The 17,578-nt window shown below is 69.0% G+C and carries 18 protein-coding genes; 7 read left to right on the forward strand and 11 right to left on the reverse strand.

All coding sequences use genetic code 11. The annotated features are described in order from the left end of the window. The first annotated feature begins 67 nt into the window (after positions 1-67). Positions 68-511, forward strand: a complete 444-nt coding sequence (locus B0F77_RS19200; RefSeq protein ID WP_086664345.1) for a YybH family protein — start codon at positions 68-70, stop codon at positions 509-511. Between the two features lie 69 nt (positions 512-580). Here B0F77_RS19200 and B0F77_RS19205 read toward each other — a convergent pair whose 3' ends face one another. From B0F77_RS19205 to B0F77_RS19220, 4 genes are all read right to left on the reverse strand, one after another. Further along, a complete protein-coding gene (locus B0F77_RS19205; protein WP_086664299.1) occupies positions 581-2,053 on the reverse strand; it encodes a M4 family metallopeptidase in 1,473 nt (490 codons plus the stop codon). A 375-nt stretch (positions 2,054-2,428) separates the two neighbouring features. After that, positions 2,429-3,547, reverse strand: coding sequence for a site-specific integrase (locus tag B0F77_RS19210; protein ID WP_245848397.1), 1,119 nt, complete (start codon positions 3,545-3,547; stop codon positions 2,429-2,431). Beyond that, positions 3,544-4,590: a threonine aldolase family protein gene (locus tag B0F77_RS19215; protein ID WP_086664300.1), complete on the reverse strand. Its 1,047-nt coding sequence runs from the start codon at positions 4,588-4,590 to the stop codon at positions 3,544-3,546. The genes B0F77_RS19210 and B0F77_RS19215 overlap by 4 nt, the downstream gene beginning before the upstream one ends. Positions 4,591-4,629: 39 nt before the next feature. Beyond that, on the reverse strand, positions 4,630-5,001 hold the full coding sequence (locus B0F77_RS19220; protein ID WP_086664301.1) for a DUF4180 domain-containing protein: 372 nt from the start codon (positions 4,999-5,001) through the stop codon (positions 4,630-4,632). A gap of 216 nt (positions 5,002-5,217) precedes the next feature. On the opposite strand from B0F77_RS19220, the gene B0F77_RS19225 reads away from it, so the two are divergent. Together B0F77_RS19225 and add are read left to right on the forward strand one after the other, a co-directional pair. Beyond that, a complete protein-coding gene (locus tag B0F77_RS19225) occupies positions 5,218-5,934 on the forward strand; it encodes a dienelactone hydrolase family protein (RefSeq protein WP_086664302.1) in 717 nt (238 codons plus the stop codon). Positions 5,935-6,338: 404 nt separating this feature from the next. Further along, positions 6,339-7,313, forward strand: a complete 975-nt coding sequence (gene add / locus B0F77_RS19230) for an adenosine deaminase (RefSeq protein ID WP_086664303.1) — start codon at positions 6,339-6,341, stop codon at positions 7,311-7,313. Here the strand turns inward: add and B0F77_RS19235 are convergent. The 4 genes from B0F77_RS19235 to B0F77_RS19250 are packed head-to-tail and all read right to left on the reverse strand — an operon-like array spanning position 7,280 to position 9,440. Then, the gene (locus B0F77_RS19235; protein WP_086664304.1) at positions 7,280-7,618 is read right to left on the reverse strand and encodes a hypothetical protein; all 339 of its coding nucleotides are present in this window, start codon (positions 7,616-7,618) and stop codon (positions 7,280-7,282) included. The genes add and B0F77_RS19235 overlap by 34 nt on opposite strands. Further along, entirely contained in the window at positions 7,618-8,169 is a 552-nt protein-coding gene (locus tag B0F77_RS19240; protein WP_086664347.1) for a DUF4240 domain-containing protein, read from the reverse strand. Before B0F77_RS19240 ends, B0F77_RS19235 begins: the two co-directional genes overlap by 1 nt. A gap of 57 nt (positions 8,170-8,226) precedes the next feature. Continuing rightward, on the reverse strand, positions 8,227-8,808 hold the full coding sequence (locus B0F77_RS19245; RefSeq protein ID WP_086664305.1) for a DUF4240 domain-containing protein: 582 nt from the start codon (positions 8,806-8,808) through the stop codon (positions 8,227-8,229). A gap of 59 nt (positions 8,809-8,867) precedes the next feature. Further along, on the reverse strand, positions 8,868-9,440 hold the full coding sequence (locus tag B0F77_RS19250) for a DUF4240 domain-containing protein (protein WP_086664306.1): 573 nt from the start codon (positions 9,438-9,440) through the stop codon (positions 8,868-8,870). A 76-nt stretch (positions 9,441-9,516) separates the two neighbouring features. On the opposite strand from B0F77_RS19250, the gene hrpA reads away from it, so the two are divergent. From hrpA to B0F77_RS19265, 3 genes are all read left to right on the forward strand, one after another. Then, on the forward strand, positions 9,517-13,383 hold the full coding sequence (gene hrpA, locus B0F77_RS19255) for an ATP-dependent RNA helicase HrpA (protein ID WP_086664307.1): 3,867 nt from the start codon (positions 9,517-9,519) through the stop codon (positions 13,381-13,383). Between the two features lie 90 nt (positions 13,384-13,473). Further along, positions 13,474-14,460 (forward strand): hypothetical protein, encoded by a 987-nt coding sequence (locus B0F77_RS19260; protein WP_086664308.1) that lies wholly within the window; start codon positions 13,474-13,476, stop codon positions 14,458-14,460. A 65-nt stretch (positions 14,461-14,525) separates the two neighbouring features. Beyond that, the gene (locus B0F77_RS19265; protein ID WP_086664309.1) at positions 14,526-15,032 is read left to right on the forward strand and encodes a hypothetical protein; all 507 of its coding nucleotides are present in this window, start codon (positions 14,526-14,528) and stop codon (positions 15,030-15,032) included. A 4-nt stretch (positions 15,033-15,036) separates the two neighbouring features. Here the strand turns inward: B0F77_RS19265 and B0F77_RS19270 are convergent, their stop codons facing one another. Beyond that, positions 15,037-15,306, reverse strand: coding sequence for a winged helix-turn-helix transcriptional regulator (locus B0F77_RS19270; RefSeq protein WP_169730952.1), 270 nt, complete (start codon positions 15,304-15,306; stop codon positions 15,037-15,039). Positions 15,307-15,542: 236 nt separating this feature from the next. Between B0F77_RS19270 and B0F77_RS47965 the strand changes: the two genes are divergently transcribed. Then, entirely contained in the window at positions 15,543-15,698 is a 156-nt protein-coding gene (locus tag B0F77_RS47965) for a hypothetical protein (RefSeq protein ID WP_158102761.1), read from the forward strand. A gap of 116 nt (positions 15,699-15,814) precedes the next feature. On the opposite strand, the gene B0F77_RS19280 is transcribed toward B0F77_RS47965, so the two are convergent. Beyond that, the gene (locus tag B0F77_RS19280; protein ID WP_086664310.1) at positions 15,815-16,579 is read right to left on the reverse strand and encodes an ATP-binding cassette domain-containing protein; all 765 of its coding nucleotides are present in this window, start codon (positions 16,577-16,579) and stop codon (positions 15,815-15,817) included. Next, positions 16,576-17,577 carry an ABC transporter permease gene (locus B0F77_RS19285; protein WP_086664311.1) on the reverse strand — a complete coding sequence of 334 codons (1,002 nt, stop codon included), beginning with the start codon at positions 17,575-17,577 and terminating at the stop codon, positions 16,576-16,578. The genes B0F77_RS19280 and B0F77_RS19285 overlap by 4 nt, the downstream gene beginning before the upstream one ends. Position 17,578 lies beyond the last annotated feature (1 nt).

Consider the following 17,578-nt stretch of genomic DNA (forward strand, 5'->3'; position numbering starts at 1 on the left):
GCCATGTCGAGACCGCGGGCCGTGCTTCGACATCGGTGTGTCAGCCGACTTGATGGAGGTTTCCGAGATGACTCAGACGCTGGTGCAGGACGAGATCCTCACGGTGTTCACGTCGCTGGTGGAGGGCATGCGGGACCGCTCACCGGCTCAGGTCGTGGCCGGGTACGCCGAGGACGCGGTGACGTTCACGCTGGCCCCGCCGCTGCGCAACACCGGTGTGGACGCCCGCGACCCCGAGGCGCTCGCGGGGTGGATGGCGGGGTTCGACGGGCCGATCACGATCGAGCACCGCGACCTGTCGGTGGCGGTGTCCGGTGACCTCGCGTTCGTGCACGGGTTGCGGCGGCTGGCTGCTGTGCCGGTCGGCTATCCGGACGGGTTCTCGATGTGGACGCGGATCACCGTGGGGTTGCGGCGGCGGGACGGGCGGTGGCTGATCACGCACGAGCACCAGTCCGTGCCGTTCTACATGGACGGGTCGTTCCTGGCGTCGACCGACCTGGAGCCCTAGCAGGGGTGTGCCGGGGCCCGGACCGTGCAGGGGGTCGGTCCGGGCCCCGGCGCTCGGGGAGGCGCGTTCCTACTTGACGTTGACCGCGGCCCAGGCCCGGTTGACCGCCGCGTACTCGGGCGACGAGGCGCCGTAGAGGTCGGCCGCGGCGGCGAGGGTGCCGGTGCGGGCGGCGGCGTACTTGGTGCTGGAGGTGAACTTCGTGGTGAGCGCGCGGTACCAGATCTTCTCGGCCTTGGCGCGGCCGATGCCGGTGACGGGCTGGTTGTCGACGGTGGGGGAGTCGTAGGCGACGCCGTTGATCGTCTTCTGGCCGCTGCCCTCGGACAGCAGGTAGAAGAAGTGGTTGGCAATGCCCGAGGAGTAGTGCACGTCGACGTTGCCGGCGGTGGAGGACCAGTAGTCGAGGCTCCGGCCGTCCTTGGAGGGCTTGTCCATGTAGCGCAGCGGCTTGCCGTCGCCCCGGATGTTGATCTTCTCGCCGATCAGGTAGTCGCCGGCGTCGGCGGTGTTGGCGGCGTAGAACTCCGTGGTGGAGCCGAAGATGTCGCTGGTGGCCTCGTTGAGGCCGCCGGACTCGCCGGAGTAGACCAGGCCCGCGGTGGCCGAGGTGACGCCGTGCGACATCTCGTGCGCGGCGACGTCGATCGAGGTCAGCGGGTTGCGGTTCTGGGCTCCGTCGCCGTAGGTCATGCAGAAGCAGGAGTCGTTCCAGAACGCGTTGCTGTAGTTGTTGCCGTAGTGGACCTTGCTCAGCGCGCCCGTGCCGTTGTTCTTGATGCCGTTGCGGCCGTGGATGTTCTTGTAGTAGTCCCACGTCTTGGCGGCGCCGTACGCGGCGTCGACGCCCGCGGTCGCCTTGTCGGTGTAGGTGCCGTTGCCCCACTTGTTGTCGGCGTCGGTGAACAGCGTGCCGTTGCCGGAGCTGTTGTTGAGGTCGTTGACGGCCTGGTTGCCGCGCGCGGGGTCCTTGAGCTGGAACGTCGAGCCCGACTGGGTCGTGTTCAGGTCGACCGTGCCGCTGAAGGTGGACTGGCCGGTGCCCTCCGCGACGTGGATGTCGTCGTAGGACAGCAGCGTCTCACCGGTCTTGGCGTCGGTGAAGGTGTGCAGCTCGCTGGGGGTCTGGTCGTCCTTGACGCTGTGCTTGACCGTCTCCCAGGCCAGCACGGGAGCGTGGTCGAAGGCGAACACGACGAGCTTGGCGTCGGAGCGGGCCGTGACGGGCGCCGTGGTGTCGAGGCCTGCGAGGGCGGCCTCGTTCGCCTTGGTGACGCCGGTGATCTGGCCGGCTTTCTGCGTGACGACGAGGTCGCCGCCGATGACCTTCAGGCCGTTGAGGGTGCGGTCGAACCGGAGGTGGTGGGTGCCGTCGGCGTCGCGCACGACGTCACGCGGGACGAGCTGCTCGCCGCCGGACAGGCCGAGGGCGGTGGAGATCGTCCCCGCCTGCTCGGCAGCGCTGGCTCCGAGCGTGCCCGTCGCGGCCAACGCCGCGGCGGACATCAGGGCAGTGGTGATGCCCAGGGTTTTGCGCTTCATGACGCTCCTTGTTCCGGTGCAGGGAGCGCTCGCCCCGGCGTTACAGGGGTGCCGGGTCGAGCACCGTGGAACATCCCGACCATCGTTGATCACTCGTCGATGACCGGGCGTGGTGATCGTATTGCTCTCAGTGCATACGACCAGCCACTCCCAAATCGCGAGATTGCTTCACGAATCGCGCAGCAGCGCTGGTCAGGAGACCGGGATTTGCCCGAATGGTGGAACATAAGAGCAGCTCAACCACCGTGGAAACACAGCGGAAACGTTCGGTGCCGACCGTGCTTACGGCCCAGTCAGCTACTCCGGTTGGTGCAGCCCTACCGGAGGGGATCTTGTTTACAGTTAACCGCCCGGCCTGAGACCTGGGTCACAAATTCACAGGCCAAGGCGGGTCACGGCGTTGTCCTCCAGCGGGTTCGCGGTCCGGATGTAGCGGTGCACCGTCCGCGGGTTCGTCCACCGGCCCTGCCGCATGATCTCCCGGTCGCTCGCCCCGCCCAGCGCCGCCTGCGTCGCGAACCCCGCCCGCAGCGAATGCCCGCCGAACAACGCCGGATCCAGCCCCGCCCTGACCGCGTACCGCTTCACCAGCTCCGCCACCGCGCGCCCCGACATCGCCTTCACCCCGACGCCGCCGTGCCGGTTGATCACCGGGAACACCGCGCCCGTGCGCCGGGTGGGCTCGAAGCCGTGGCAGCGGTGCAGACCGGTCTCGGCGATCTCCCTGCCGTCCAGCACGTCCGCCCAGTCCGCGAACGCGCACACCGGACACGTCGGCCGGCGACTCCCGCGCGGCAACACCACCGACTGCTGGTGCTTGCCCGTCTGATCCGTCTTCGTCGTCCCCAGCCGGATCAGCAACAACGGCTCGTGCGTGCGCGGATCCACATCCACGCTCACGTCCTCGAACTCGATCTGCGCCAGCTCACTGCGCCGCAACGCACCGGCGAACCCCACCAACAGCAGCAGGGCGTCCCTCGCGCGCGCCGGACCGTCCACCGGCCGTTCGTTCAGCAACGCTTCCAACGTGTCGAGCAGCACCGGCCGTTTGCGCCTGGGCTGCGACTTGCGGCTGCGGCGGACGCCCCGCAACGTCAGCCGCACCACGTCACTGCGCGTCGGACTCGGCAACCCGTTCGCCGCGTGCACCGCCGAGATCGCCGCCGACTTGCGCTCCAGCGTCGACGCCCCGAACGCGGGCGACCCGTCCGGCCTGACCGTGTCCGCCGCGGCCGCCAGATACACCGCCACGTCCAGCGGATCGGCCGGCAACGCCTGCCGTCCCTCGGCCTGGCACCAGCCCGCCCACGCGATCCAGTCCGACCGGTACGCCCGCACCGTGTTCGGCGACTGCGCACTGCGCAGGTAACGGCTCAACGACGCCGCCTGCTCGTCGTCGAACCGCTCCCGCACCCTCGCGAGCGCGTCGACGTCGATCAGCACCGAGTGCGACACCCTGACCAGCGCGTGCTGGACGGGTTCGGGCAGGCTCACACCCGCGATGGTAGCCCTTTGATCAACTCCGCGACTTCCCGCGGCGCGAACTCCAGCCCGCTCGGTCCGACACTCACCTCGAAGGTGCACCGCCGCGGATCCGGATTCGACCGCGTGTACAGGAACAGCTTGATCCCCGTGTCCTCCAGCAGGTTCTGCGCCGCCCGCTGCGCCTGCTCCCGTGACATCGGCAGCTGGACGTGGAAGATCGGCGTGACCGGCACCTCCGGCGTGGTGTGCGCGAACCCGTCGTCGTTGATCGCCTTGGCCAGCGCCTGCGCGTGGGCCTTGAACTCCGCCATCCTCGGCAGGTTCTCGTCCATGCCCATCAACGCGATCGCCGCCAGCGGCCACGCGTCCACGATCGCCCCGCCCAACCGGCGCCGCCACACCGCCGCGTGCTCGATCGTCTCCGCGTCACCGGCGAGCACCGCGCCCCTGACCCCGTCGAGTCCTTTGTAGAGCGACACGTACACCGTGTCGAACAGAGCCGCGATCTCGGAGAACGTCGCGTCGTAGCCGGTCTGCGCCTCCCAGAGCCGCGCGCCGTCGCAGTGCGCGGCCGCGCCGTTGTCCCGAGCCCAGCGGGTTTGCGCTTCGAGGTCCTCGAACGCCGGCAGCTGCCCGCCGATGTCGCGCTGCGGCAGCTCGATCACGACCGCAGCGAGCGGTTCACCGACGGCCTTCAGGTCGTCGAGGGTGAGCAGCGCGTGGCGGTCACCGGCCGGATGGAATCTCAAGCCGTGCACCGCGTTGTAACCCTGGTTCTCCCACACGTGCATGTGCGTCTGCGGATGCCCCGCGAACGCACGCCGGCCCGTCCGCTCGGCATGCACGCGCAACGCCGACTGCTGCGCCATGATCCCCGACGGGAAGAACAACGCGCGCTGCTTGCCCAGCACAGCAGCGACCCGTTCCTCCAGCTCCCGCACCGGATCCTCCGGCCGCGTGTCCGGCGTGATCCGCTGCGCGAGCCGGCGCAGCACCTCGTGTGGTGACCGGCGGGAGCTGGAATGGTTCGACAGCGAACGGCGGATGTCCATCCCACGAGCCTAGCTGTTGCAACTGAGTTGCAATAGGTGTCAGGCGGCCGCACTCAACCGGGCGTCGAGCTCGGCCTCGTCCGCGACGAACCACAGCTGCCGCCCCTTGTTCGACTCGTACACGAAGTCCCGCAACGCCGTGCTCGCCTCCACGTGCGCGGTGATGTCCCCGACCACCGCCACGCGGAACCCGTACTGCTGCAGCTTCTGCACCACCGCGCCCGCAACCCGCGTGCGCAACACGAAGAAGTCCTCGCTCAACCGCGCCACCGGCAGCACCAGCCACTGCACGTCCTGCCCCCACAACGTGCCGATCAGATCCACAGCGGACCGCTCGTCGGTGATCGGCGCCCCGTCCGGCGCGCACATCAGGACCGTGGCGCCGTGGCGCGTCTGCACAACATCAGGCATGACACCGCAACCTAGTAGCGGCACACATCCCCTGTCGCGGCGAATTCCGGTGACCTCTGGTGATCACCACTTGGTAGGGTCGCCGCACGCGATCGGCCAGAGGAGGTGAGACCCATCAACGCGGTGAACCCAGATGGGCGCTCCTCCTCCCGCACGGCCTGACGCGCGCGTCGCCACGGGGAGCGCTCCAGAAGCCATCCCGAAAGGCGAACCACCATGCGCTTTCTCGCCACGTCGACCACCGGCGGCAGCACGGCACGCGACTTCGTCCACGACGGCGTCCCCGGCGTCCTGTGGACCCCCGGCCACCCCGCGCCACTCGTCCTGGGCGCACACGGCGGCGGCCAGCACAAACGAGCCCCCAGAACGATCGCCCACGCCGCCCGCTGCGTCGCCGCCGGCCTGGCGGTCGTCACCCTCGACACCCCAGGACACGGCGACCGCCCGCGATCCCCACAGGACGAACGCTTCATCGCCGAGATCAGGGCCCGCATCGCCACTGGTCAAGACGCCGCCGTCTTGCTCGCCGAGTACAACGCCGTGCTGGCCGCACAGGCTGTCCCCGAATGGCGCTCCGTGCTCGACGCGCTGCTCGACCTGCCCGACATCGACGGCGACAACGGCGTCGGGTTCTGGGGCATGTCGATGGGCGGCGCCATCGGCATCCCGCTCGTGGCCGCCGAACCCAGAGTGCGCGCGGCGGTGTTCGGACTCGTCGGGGCGTCACCGAACCTCGTGCAGGCCGCCGCGCAGGTGACGGTGCCTCTGCGGTTCCTGCTGCAGTGGGACGACCAGCTGGTCGCCCGTGACGCTGGGCTGGCGTTGTTCGACGCCTTCGGGTCACGGCGGAAGACGTTGCACGCCAACCCCGGCGGACACGGGGAGGTGCCCGAGTCCGAGGTGGACAGCGCGGTCCGGTTCCTCGCCGGGTAACGCCGCGTTCGGGTGCAGGCGGCAAGGGTGCGGCGGTGGTGGGGCACGGCTGTGGTGTGGATAGCGGCGGGTGAGCCTCTCTCCGTGGACAACGCGGCCCGCACGCGGCGGCCCGGCGAACATGCGTGGTGTGCTGCCTGCGTCTGCAGTGCCGTGGTTCGGCGCAGCCGCAAGCCGGCAGCAGGGCGCTCACACGGCCTGGCACCGCGTCGGCAACAGCAGGGCACTTCGATGCGGTCAGCACCTGGTGGCGGACGAGAAGCCACAGCTTGCTTCCTCAGCCGGGGCACCGCGTTCTACCCGGCCCGACACTTGGTGGCGGTTGCCCACAGAGGCGGCTCGCTTGTGCGGCCGGCCGAAATTCCCGCGCGCATGTGCGGCGGCGCTGGGTAGCGTCGCCGCACATGCGCGATCTTGCGACGTTGCCCAAAGCCCACCTGCACGTGCACCTGGAAAGCACCGTGCGAGCGGACACCCTCGCCGAACTGGCCGGCCACCACGGGATCGACGTGGCGGCGCGGACCGGGCCGTTCGACGACTTCGCGCAGTTCGCCGCGCACAACGGGGCGGTGCGGGACTGCCTGCGGCGAGCCGAGGACTTTCACCGGATCGCGTACGAGTTCTGCGCCGAGGAAGCAGCGCAGGGGACCCGGTACGCCGAGGTCACGTTCACCGCGGCAGCGCACGGAGAACGGCTCGGGGATCCGGACATGCCGCTCGAGGCGGTGTTGTCCGGGCTCGCCGCAGGACAGGCCGCCCACGGCATCGAATGCCGTGTGATCGTGGACCACCCGAGGAAGCGGTCGGTCGAACGGCTCAAGGCCTCGCTTCGGCTCGCGACCGTGCACCCACAGGTCGTGGCGATCGGGATGGCGGGCGCGGAGGACTACCCGCTGACGCCGTTCGCCGCTGTGTTCCGGGCCGCGCGAGAAGCCGGGATCGGGCTCGTGCACCACGCGGGGGAGTGCTGCGGGGCGCCGAGTGTCGCCGAAGCCGTGACCGTCGGGCTCGCCGACCGGATCGGGCACGGGTTCCGCGCACTCGAGGACCCGGAGGTCGTCGCGCTGCTGCGGGACCGCGCCATTCCGCTCGAAGCGTGTCCGTCGTCCAACGTCGCGTTGGGACTGGTCGAATCACTCTCCTCTCATCCGCTGCCACACCTCATCAACGCCGGGCTGGCCGTCACGCTCAGCACCGACATCCCCTCCTCGACCGGCACCACGCTCACCGACGAGTACCAGGCACTGCGCGACGAACTCGGCTTCGACGACGACACCCTCGCGGCGATCGCCACCAACGCCGTCGACGCCTCCTTCGCACCCGCCGCCACGAAGACCGCGCTGCGTCAGGACATCGCCACCTGGCGAGCCGGCTCGTAACACACCAGACCGTGCCGCGCCGCCAGCAACGCCACCAGGTCGAGCACCTGCCGCTGACCCGGCCACACCACATGCACGATCACCGCGTCCGTGCCCACTGTCAGCGCCTCGTTCCACGACACCGGCGAAGCGGGATCCGGCGAGGTCTGACGTAACTCGCGCACGAACGCCGCCACCGCCGTGTCGAACGCGCCCAGCGGCGAGGACCGCAACTCCGCATAACGCGCCGCCGCCTCCGCGAACGACGCGGGCCCAGGAGCCCGCCACACCACCACATCGACCGCGACATCCACCGGGACGTCCATCACGCCACCTTCCCGAACAACGCGCCCAACCTCGGAATCCGCGCCGCGACCTCCGCCGGATCCGCGAAATCCCACTGCTCACCGGACGGGGCCGGCGACGTCAGCAACTCCACGCCACGCGACGCGAGCACCGCCTGCAGATCACCGTCGAACGCCTCGGCCGCCACGTAGTCGAGGCCCTCCCAGTCCGGCCACTCGTCATCCGCCCACGCGTGCACGCCACCACGCGAGGCCAGCAACCGGAGGTGCGGCAGGTCCGCCAACGCGTCCGGCGACGACTCCACCGCCTCGAACACCTCCCTGCCCAGCCCGACCAACCACGACTGGAAGTAGAAGAACCCGTCGTCCGAGCACAGACCGCCGCAGATCACGTCGGCCGCGTGCCAATGCGCCCACGTGTCCACCCGCCGCCGCACCTCGTCCAGCCGCAGCGCGAACTCGCACGCGTCCGCGCCGGACAGGGCGGCCGTCAGCCACTCCAGCCGTTCGTCCTGGCCGGAGGTCTGCGCGGACGACCTCTCGACCAGGGCCCAGAACGCGTTCAGGTCCATGCCGAGCACGCTAGCGAGGGGGTCTGACAATTTTTGACGCCCGGCGATCGGCGCAGGTCAGGCCGCCTTCTCCTGCCCTCCCGACAGCTCCCACAGCCGCGGCAGCCGCACCGCCGCCTCCACCGGCGAGTCCAGATCCCACACCGGACCCGAGAACGGGCCCGCGTCCGTCACCGGCACGCACCCCAGGATCGCCAGCGCGTTGTCCAGCGACCGGCCCGTCGCCGCGAAGAACGCCTCCCGCGGCGCCCGGTGCAGCCCCTGCCACAACGGCCACGCCGCGTCCGGCCACGACTCCGCCCCGACCGCCAGCAACGTCCGCACCGCCGGCACGTCGGCCAGCGCGTCCGGGCACGACGCCACCGACCCCAGCACCCCGCGGCCCAGCCCGACCAACCACGACTGGAACGCGAAGAATTGCTCGGACGAACACAATCCATCACACAGAACATAAGCCGCGTGCCAGTGTGAGAACGTGTTCACCCGGCCACGTGACGCGCTCAGCAAGACCTCGAAACCAACAATGTCACCAGGCAGCAGCAAAGCCAGCCGAGACGTCAGCCACGCCGACCGTTCACCCTGTTCAGAGGTGGCGTACGCGGACTCGTCGAGCAGGTCCCAGAAGACGTCGAGATCCATGCCCAGAACGCTATCGAGAAGGTCCGACAATTATTGGAGTGCGCCGATCGGAGGACCGATCACGCCGCATTCCCGAACAACGCCCACAGCCGCGGAACCCGGCGCGCGATGTCGGCCGGATCCTCCAGCTGCACGTCCTCACCGCCCGGCGACACGTCGAACGCCCGCGTCTGCCCCCGCGACGCCAGCACCTCGTCCAGCTCACCGGAGAACACCGCCTCGTAGGCCGCGTCCGCCACCCGGTACAGCGCCTCCCAGTCCGGCCAGTCGTCATCCGCCCAGCCGTCCACCGACCCCAGCGACGCCAGCCGCCGCACCCGCGGCAGAGAGGCCAGCGCGTCCGGCGACAGCACGACCGACTCGAACACCTCCCGGCCCTGACCGATCAGCCACGCCTGGAAGTAGAAGAACGAGTCCATCCCGCACAGGCCGTGACAGATCAGCGTCGCCGCCTGCCAGTGCGCCCACGTGTCCACCCGCCGCCGCTGCTCGTCCAGCCGCACCGCGAAGTCGGCGATCTCACCAGCCGGCAGCAACGCCAGCCGCCCGGACAGCCACGCCCGCCGATCATCGAGGTCAACCGCCTGCTCACGAGCATGATCGACCAGTCTCCAGAAGCCCCCAGCGTCCATGGCGGCAACGCTAGCGGCCGGGTCCGACAGTTATTGGCGCGAACGATTTGAACGTCCTGACTATCCTTGAGCCCAAATGGACACCCCGCTCGCTGAACTGCACAAACGCCTGCCCGAGCTCATGCCGCGTGATCAACGCCGGCTCGCCAGGCGCCTCGACGGCGTACGCCGGGTCAAGGACCCGCTGGCCCGCAAGAAGATCACCGAGGAGATCGCCGCCCAGATCGACGAGGCCGCGCTCAAGGTCGCGCTGCGCAGGGAGTCCGTCCCCAAGATCACCTATCCCGAAGAACTGCCGGTCAGCCAGCACAAGGACGACATCAAAGAGCTGATCGCGAACCACCAGGTCGTGATCGTCGCCGGCGAGACCGGGTCCGGCAAGACCACCCAGCTGCCCAAGATCTGCCTGGAACTCGGCCGCGGCGTCATCGGCCAGATCGGCCACACCCAGCCCCGGCGCATCGCCGCCCGCACCGTCGCCGAACGCGTCGCCGAGGAGCTCAACACCAAACTCGGTGACACCGTCGGCTACAAGGTCCGGTTCACCGACCAGTCCGGCGAGGACACCCTGGTCAAGCTCATGACCGACGGCATCCTGCTCGCCGAGATCCAGACCGACCGGACCCTGTCCCGCTACGACACGATCATCATCGACGAGGCCCACGAACGCAGCCTCAACGTCGACTTCCTGCTCGGCTACCTCAAACAACTGCTGCCGCGCCGCCCGGACCTCAAGATCGTGATCACGTCCGCGACGATCGACCCGCAGCGGTTCAGCCAGCACTTCGAGAACGCCCCGATCATCGAGGTCTCCGGCCGCACCTACCCCGTCGAGACCCGCTACCGGCCGCTCGACGAGGACGACGACCAGACCCAGGGCATCATCAACGCCGTCCACGAACTGCAGGCGGAAGGCCCCGGCGACGTCCTGGTGTTCCTGTCCGGCGAACGCGAGATCCGCGACACCGCCGACGCCCTCAAACAGGAGGACCTCCGCAACACCGAGATCCTCCCGCTCTACGCCAGGCTCAGCGTCGGCGAGCAGCACCGCGTCTTCCAGCGCCACACCGGCCGCCGCGTCGTGCTCGCCACCAACGTCGCCGAGACCAGCCTCACCGTGCCGGGCATCAAGTACGTCATCGACCCCGGCAACGCCCGCATCTCCCGCTACAGCCACCGCCTCAAGGTCCAGCGGCTGCCCATCGAACCGATCTCGCAGGCGTCGGCGAACCAGCGCAAGGGCCGCTGCGGCCGCGTCAGCGAAGGCATCTGCATCCGCCTGTACTCCGAAGAGGACTTCGAGGCACGGCCCGAGTTCACCGACGCGGAGATCCTGCGCACCAACCTCGCCAGCGTCATCCTGCAGATGACCGCCATCGGCCTCGGCGACGTCGCGAAGTTCCCGTTCATCGACCCGCCGGACTCGCGCAACATCAACGACGGCATCGGCCTGCTGCAGGAACTCGGCGCCATCAACGCCGCCGAGAAGACGCTCACCCCGACCGGCCGCAAGCTCGCCCAGCTGCCCGTCGACCCGCGCCTGGGCCGCATGGTGCTCGAAGCCGACACCACCGGCTGCCTCAAAGAAGTCATGATCATCACCGCGGCACTGTCCATCCAGGACCCCCGCGAGCGGCCCGCCGACCATCAGGAAGCCGCCACCCAGCAGCACGCGAGGTTCGTCGACAAGGAATCCGACTTCGTCACCTTCCTGAACCTCTGGCAGTACCTCAAGGAACAGCAGAAAGCACTGAGCGGCAACCAGTTCCGCAAACTGTGCAAGAACGAGTTCCTCAACTACCTGCGCGTGCGCGAATGGCAGGACATCTACCTGCAGCTGCGGCAGGTCGCCAAGCAGATCGGCATGAACCTCAACGACCAGCCCGGCGACCCCCGCAACGTCCACATCGCGCTGCTGTCCGGGCTGCTCAGCCACATCGGCGTCCAGGACGTCCTCAAGAAACAGGCACCGGGCGAGAAACGCCGCCCCCTCACCGAGTTCCTCGGTGCCCGCAACGCCAAGTTCGCGATCTTCCCCGGCTCGGCGCTCGCGAAGAAACCACCGCAGTGGGTGATGGCCGCCGAACTCGTCGAGACCAGCCGCCTGTGGGGCCGCATCGTCGCCAAGATCGAACCCGAATGGGCCGAACGTCTCGGCGAACACGTCGTCAAACGCCAGTACTCCGAACCGCACTGGGAGACCAAACGCGGCAGCGTCGTCGCACTGGAGAAGGTCACGCTCTACGGCGTGCCGATCGTCGCCGGCCGCAAGGTCAACTACGGCCGCATCGACCCCGAACTGAGCCGTGAGCTGTTCCTGCGCCACGCGCTCGTGCAGGGGGAGTGGACCACCCACCACCGGTTCTTCCACACCAACCGCGCCCTGCTCGACGAGGTCGAGGAACTGGAGAACCGGGCCCGGCGCCGCGACATCGTCGTAGACGAGGAGACGCTCTACGAGTTCTACGACCAGCGCGTCCCCGCCGAGGTCGTCTCCGCGCGGCACTTCGACTCGTGGTGGAAGAAGCAGAAGGACAAGAACCTCCTGACCTTCACCAAGGAGATGCTGGTCAACGACCGGGCCGACGTCAGCCCCGACGCCTACCCCGACCAGTGGCGCCAGGGCGAGCTCACGCTGCCGTTGAGCTACCAGTTCGAGCCCGGCACCAAGAACGACGGCATCACCGTCCAACTGCCGCTGCCCGCGCTCACCACGCTGGACGACGACGCGTTCTCCTGGCAGATCCCCGGCCTGCGCCACGAACTCGTCGTCGCGCTGATCCGGTCGCTGCCCAAGCAGATCCGCCGCAACTTCGTGCCCGTCCCCGACGTCGCCACCGCCGTCCTGGCCCGCATCAAGCCCGCGGAGACCAGCCTGCTCAACGGCGTCGAACGCGAGCTCAAAGCGTTGACCGGCGTCACCGTGCAACGCGAGGACTGGCAGTTCGACGCCGTCCCCGACCACCTCAAGCTCACCTTCCAGGTCGTCGACGAGCAGAACCGCACCCTGGCCGAGGGCAAGGACATCGCCGCGCTCAAGGAGAAACTGCGCGACGAGGTCCGCGAATCGCTCAGCCAGGCCGCCGGCCACCTCGAACGCACCGGGCTCACCACCTGGGACTTCGACGCCCTGCCGAGAACCATCGAGCAACGGCAGTCCGGCATCACCGTCACCGCCTACCCCTCGCTCGTCGACCACGGCTCCGCGGTCGCGATCAAGGTCCTCGACACCCCCGGCCGGCAGAGCTACGCCCACCGCCGCGGCGTGCGCCGACTGTTGCTGCTGGGCATCAACTCACCGGTCAAGCACCTGCAACGCCACCTCGACAACTCCGCCAAGCTCGCCCTGACCCGCAACCCGCACGGCGGCGTCGCGGCGCTGCTGTCCGACTGCATCATGGCCGCCGTCGACCGGCTCATGGGCGAACCCGCGTGGGACGCCAAATCCTTCGCCGCACAACAGAAGAAGGTGCAGGCGGCGATCAACGACACCACCTGGGTCGTCGTCCAGGAGGTGCGCAAGGTCCTCGAGGCCGCCCACGAAGCCGAACTGAAACTCACCACCCTCAAAGGCGCGCCCGACTCGGTCAACGACATCCGCGGCCAGCTCAACTCGCTGGTGTACAAGGGATTCGTCACCCACACCGGCTACGACCGGCTGCCCGACCTCGTGCGCTACCTCAAAGGCATCTCCCGGCGCGTCGAGAAACTGCCCGAGAACCCGCGCCGCGACCTCGACTGGACCGACAAGGTCCACCAGGTCCACGCCGAATACCGGGAACTGCGCGCGCAGACCCCGGCCGACGAACCCTCGCCCGAGCTCGACGAGATCCGCTGGATGATCGAAGAACTGCGGCTGTCCTATTTCGCACAGACCATCGGGACGCGCTACACGGTCAGCGACAAACGCATCTACAAAGCACTGGACGCCGTGCCGCTGTAATGGTGTCCAGAAAAATGTCCACAAAGCGCGGTCGTACAGCGCATTCGTTCGGGCTGTAACGTTCGGTCTGGCGGGTGTGATGAACCGGCCATGTCTGACAGCACCAAGGGCTACGGCGGCTGTGCGCTCGCACTGTTCGCGTCCTGCCTCGGGATGTCGCTGATCTCGTTCCTGATGACGATCCTGCTGGCACCGGCGATGGCGGCGCGCACCGTGATCGCCGGCTCGCTGGACGTCCTGCCCCAGTGGCTGGCGTTCGCGGCGTTGTCGCTGCCCCTGGCCACCGGCCTGGTCCGGCTCGTCCTGAGCAAGAACGGCCGGGTGCGCACCGAACCGCAGGTGAACCGATGGGCGTGGACGTTCAACCTGGGCGCGGTGCTGCTCGGCGTTCTGAACGTTCTCGCGTTCGTGATGTCCACCGCTACCGGGCAGACCGGCGCCGACCTGCCCGTCGCCTTCACCACCGGGGTGTTCGGCGGCGCGATGCTGCTGGCGATCTGGGTGTGGGACCGGCGGCCGCGGCCGGACCCCATCACCGTCGCGGAGATCCAGCACACCGTCGCGGAGGTCGACCGCACACTGCACCAGGTTCGCGCCGCCAATGAGCGGATGCACCAGCAGGTCCTGCAGGTGCAGGCCCGCCTGGCGGAGCTCCGCGCCTGGTCACCGCCTCCGCAGGCGGCGGGCCGGATGTGGCACCCGGAGGCCGGATGGACCAGGCCGGTTCGGTCCGACGTGGAGTTTCGCCGGCTGCGGGTCTGCCACGTCGAGTCGTTGCTCTGCGCCGACAGCGTCCACGCCGTCTACACCTCGGCCCGGGCCTCGTTGGACACGGTGTCCCACATGGAACAGCGGGCCCGGCGGGGCCGCGCCGAGGCACGGGGACTCGCGGGACATCTGGCCTGGGGGCGCAACCAGCTGCGGGTGGAGGTCAACACCGGACTCGGCAGGGTCCAGTTCCTCAACGCCAACACGCACGAGCTCAAGCACGAAATCCGCGACACCTGCGGCGCACCGGGACAGCGCTGGTTCGCCCAGCTGGAAGCCCGCAACGCCGAGCGGCGTGCGATCGGCTGACCAGCACCGCCGAAGACGGGAACCCGATACGGTGGAGCATGAACTTCCGGGGGGATTCCACATGGGTGATCTCAAGCGGCGACGACGGCACGTTCGCCCTGTTCGTGCGTGACTCGCTCGGCATCAGCACCCCGGCCGCGGACTCGATCCCACGCCTGACCCCACAGGTCTCGCGGCTGACCGGCGTCCTGCTGCCGCCGGAGTTCCCGCAGAACTGGGACCGCTGGTGGCTCGAGACCTCCGCGCAGGGCGCCGGCCGCGAGCCGGTCGGCCTGCCCGACGGGCTGCGCGAGGCCTACCGGCGCTGGGTCGACCCGACGACACCGGAAGCCACCCGCGCACGGGACCGCCTCAGCGTCACGTTCTCCGCCCTGGTGCACGAGCTGGTCGTCGAGCTCGAACACGAACTGGGGCGCCGGCCGATCTTCAAGCTCGACATCGTCCAGCTCCCGGTCGAAGGACAGTTCTGGCGCCGGCTCTCACACGATCGAGTGCTGATCTCCGAGGAGCTCATGGCCTCCCGCAACGTCCTCGCGCCCCTGGAATCAGTCATCCGCGACCTTGCCCAATAGCGCCTCACCCGTCCGGTAGAGCTGTTCCTGCAACGGCCGCAGCAACAAACCCCGCCGGGGTCAGCGCGTACGACGTCCGCACCGGGAAACCGGGGGAGCGGGAGCACGACACCAACCCGCGCGCCACCAAACCTTCCAGCCGTTCGGTCAGCACCTTCGCGCTCAACGTCGGCAGCCCCGCGCGCAACTGCGAGAACGATCGCGGCCCTGGCATCAGGTCGCGCAGCACCAGCGTCGCCCACCGGCCGCTGATCGCGGACAGAGCCACCTCCACCGGGCAGTCCGCAGTCGGCGCCGCCCGGCAAGCCGCCAACCAGCGGTTCCTCGACCTCGGCCTGGCCATCGACGTGCGACCCCGGCACGTCTACGAACACGACGGCAAAGCGCTGGACGCCGTGCCGCTGTAACGGTGTCCAGAAAAACGTCCACAAAAACGCGCTGAGAAACACCTGGGCACCATCGGCCGACATGGGGGCTGAAACATCCCCGACGAAGGCTGAGAGGTGTCCCATGAGCAGCAACGAATGCACGCGTTGCCACCGCAGAACCGTCGAATGCGACACGTGCAAGGGAAGAGGAAGCATCCAGTTCACGTTCGGCGACTGCACCACCTGCGACGGCACCGGCCGGGTCTGCACCGAGCACGGAAAGCACTGGCACCGCTGAACGCCGACAGGCCTCATCGTCGACTGGACCATCGGAGACGCAAAAGAACCGCCACCGGCGTCGCCCGCGGGGGAGCGGACGCCGGTGGCGGTACGTGATCGACAACCCGTCCGGGGTCAGCCAGGCGGCTCCATGGCGCCGGTCATGATCGCCACCGCGTCCGACATCGACACCGACTTCGGATCCACCACCGCCTTGCGCCGGCCGAGCCGCTGGATGTGGATGCGGTCGGCCACCTCGAACACGTGCGGCATGTTGTGGCTGATCAGGATCACCGGCAGACCGCGGTCGCGGACCTGCAGGATCAGGTCCAGCACGGCACGCGACTCCCGCACACCCAGCGCGGCGGTCGGCTCGTCCATGATCACGACCCGGCTGCCGAACGCCGCCGCTCGCGCCACCGCCACGGCCTGGCGCTGGCCGCCGGACAGGGTCTCCACCGCCTGGCCGGGGTTCTGGATCGTCATGATCCCCAGCGCGTCGAGCTGACGGCGGGCCTCCTCCCGCATGCCCTGACGATCCAGCATCCGGAACACCGACCCCAGCACACCGGGACGGCGTCGTTCCCGGCCCAGGAACAGGTTCGCCGCGATGTCGAGCGACGGCGCCACCGCCAGCGACTGGTGCACCGTCTCGATGCCGGCCCGGCGCGCGTCGATCGGCGTCGAGAACGACACCGGCGCACCGTCGACCTCGATCTCGCCCTCGTCCGGGATCACCGCCCCGGACAGGGCCTTGATCAGCGACGACTTCCCCGCGCCGTTGTCGCCGATCACCGCGAGGATCTCGCCGGGCAGCAGCTCCAGGTCCGCGCCCGCCAGCGCGGTCACCTTCCCGTACCGCTTGACCAGGCCACGGGCCTGCAGCACCGGCGTGGTCATGCCTTCACCTTCCTGATCCACTGGTCCAGCGACACCGCGACGATGATCAGCACACCCACCGCCATCGTCTGCCACAGCACGTCGACACCCGCGAGCGCCAGGCCGTTGCGGAACACGCCGACGATCAGCGCGCCGATGAGCGAGCCCACCACCGCGCCGCGGCCACCGAACAGCGACGTCCCGCCGATCACCACGGCGGTGATCGAGTCGAGGTTGTCGGTCTGTCCCGCCTGCGGTGACGCCGACGCGATCCGGCCGATCAGCGTCCACGCGGCCACCGCGTAGATCAGGCCCGCCGTCGCGTACACCGACAGCAGCACCCGCGCGGTGCGGATGCCCGACAGGCGCGAGGCCTCCAGGTCGTCACCCGTGGAGTAGACGTGCCGGCCCCACGCGGTGTTCTTCAGCACGAACGCCATCGCCGCCACCAGCAGCACCAGCATGATCGAGCCGTAGGTGATGCGCGTGCCGCCGATCGTGAACGTCTGCCCGGTGAACAGCAGCAGCGACGGCATGTCCGTGCCGCGGATCGTGGCACTGTGGGAGTACCAGAGGTTCAGCGCGAAGAACACGTTCAACGAGCCCAGCGTGACGATGAACGGCGGCAGCTTCAGCCGCGTCACCAGCAACCCGTTGAGCAGCCCGCACACCGTGCCGACCAGGAACCCGAGCAGCAACGCCGGCAGCCCCGGCAGCCCGGTCTCCGCCGCCACCTTGGCCATCACGATCGACGTCAGCACCATGATCGCGCCGCACGACAGGTCGATACCGGCCGTCAGGATCACGATGGTCTGCCCGACGGCGAGCGTGCCCACCACCGCGACCTGCTGCAGGATCAGCGAGATGTTGCCCGGGGTCAGGAACCGGTCCGACAACAACGCGAACACGATCACCGACACCAGCAGCACCACCGCCGGTCCGATCGTGGCCTGCGCGTGCAACAGGTGCTGCACGCGCGTCAGCAGCGACCGATCCCGCTCCTCCACCACGACTGACATC

This window comes from Lentzea kentuckyensis (assembly GCF_002150765.1).
GTDB classification, from domain to species: Bacteria; Actinomycetota; Actinomycetes; order Mycobacteriales; family Pseudonocardiaceae; genus Lentzea; species Lentzea kentuckyensis.

Excerpts from the sequence above, each read along its gene's own strand:
- B0F77_RS19250 (WP_086664306.1), bottom strand. The coding sequence starts at position 9,440 with ATGGACGCTGGGGGCTTCTGGAGACTGGTCGATCATGCTCGTGAGCAG.
- hrpA (WP_086664307.1), top strand. The coding sequence starts at position 9,517 with ATGGACACCCCGCTCGCTGAACTGCACAAACGCCTGCCCGAGCTCATG.
- B0F77_RS19280 (WP_086664310.1), bottom strand. The coding sequence starts at position 16,579 with ATGACCACGCCGGTGCTGCAGGCCCGTGGCCTGGTCAAGCGGTACGGG.
- B0F77_RS19220 (WP_086664301.1), bottom strand. The coding sequence starts at position 5,001 with ATGCCTGATGTTGTGCAGACGCGCCACGGCGCCACGGTCCTGATGTGC.
- B0F77_RS19225 (WP_086664302.1), top strand. The coding sequence starts at position 5,218 with ATGCGCTTTCTCGCCACGTCGACCACCGGCGGCAGCACGGCACGCGAC.
- add (WP_086664303.1), top strand. The coding sequence starts at position 6,339 with ATGCGCGATCTTGCGACGTTGCCCAAAGCCCACCTGCACGTGCACCTG.
- B0F77_RS19215 (WP_086664300.1), bottom strand. The coding sequence starts at position 4,590 with ATGGACATCCGCCGTTCGCTGTCGAACCATTCCAGCTCCCGCCGGTCA.
- B0F77_RS47965 (WP_158102761.1), top strand. The coding sequence starts at position 15,543 with ATGAGCAGCAACGAATGCACGCGTTGCCACCGCAGAACCGTCGAATGC.
- B0F77_RS19245 (WP_086664305.1), bottom strand. The coding sequence starts at position 8,808 with ATGGATCTCGACGTCTTCTGGGACCTGCTCGACGAGTCCGCGTACGCC.
- B0F77_RS19235 (WP_086664304.1), bottom strand. The coding sequence starts at position 7,618 with ATGGACGTCCCGGTGGATGTCGCGGTCGATGTGGTGGTGTGGCGGGCT.
- B0F77_RS19285 (WP_086664311.1), bottom strand. The coding sequence starts at position 17,577 with ATGTCAGTCGTGGTGGAGGAGCGGGATCGGTCGCTGCTGACGCGCGTG.
- B0F77_RS19205 (WP_086664299.1), bottom strand. The coding sequence starts at position 2,053 with ATGAAGCGCAAAACCCTGGGCATCACCACTGCCCTGATGTCCGCCGCG.
- B0F77_RS19200 (WP_086664345.1), top strand. The coding sequence starts at position 68 with ATGACTCAGACGCTGGTGCAGGACGAGATCCTCACGGTGTTCACGTCG.
- B0F77_RS19260 (WP_086664308.1), top strand. The coding sequence starts at position 13,474 with ATGTCTGACAGCACCAAGGGCTACGGCGGCTGTGCGCTCGCACTGTTC.
- B0F77_RS19240 (WP_086664347.1), bottom strand. The coding sequence starts at position 8,169 with ATGGACCTGAACGCGTTCTGGGCCCTGGTCGAGAGGTCGTCCGCGCAG.